Origin of the sequence: Mesorhizobium sp. M2E.F.Ca.ET.209.01.1.1, assembly GCF_004010375.2 — a bacterium.
Taxonomy (GTDB): Bacteria; Pseudomonadota; Alphaproteobacteria; order Rhizobiales; family Rhizobiaceae; genus Mesorhizobium.
In genome coordinates this window covers 1-287 of record NZ_SADP02001233.1, presented here as the reverse complement: position 1 = coordinate 287, position 287 = coordinate 1, and the positions used below count along the sequence as shown (strand labels likewise).

At 68.3% G+C, this 287-nt stretch carries 1 protein-coding gene; it reads left to right on the top strand.

What is annotated here, in order from left to right; all coding sequences use genetic code 11:
- Positions 1 to 287, top strand: a 287-nt coding sequence (locus EN852_RS39870; protein WP_189546664.1) for a type VI secretion system ImpA family N-terminal domain-containing protein, incomplete at both ends; no start/stop codon positions are given.

Genomic DNA, 287 nt, shown 5'->3' with positions numbered 1-287 from the left:
GGCCTGGCGGGTCTCGCCCAGGGGCTAACGCTGATTGCGCGGACCTTTGAGCAATACTGGGACACGATGCACCCGTCACTGCGCTCTGGTGCGCCACGTGAAGCCGCCTTGCGCCGCATCAACGCGCTGCTCGACCTGCAGAACGGGCAGGAAGGCCTGCTGGCGAACCTCAGGCAGGCGGTTTTTTTCTCGCCGCGCGCCATCGGGCCGATCAGCGGGCGGGACCTGGAGCAGGCGGCGATCGACGAGCGCGTCATGCTGCAGGAAGCAGCCTCCGGGCTTGGCGC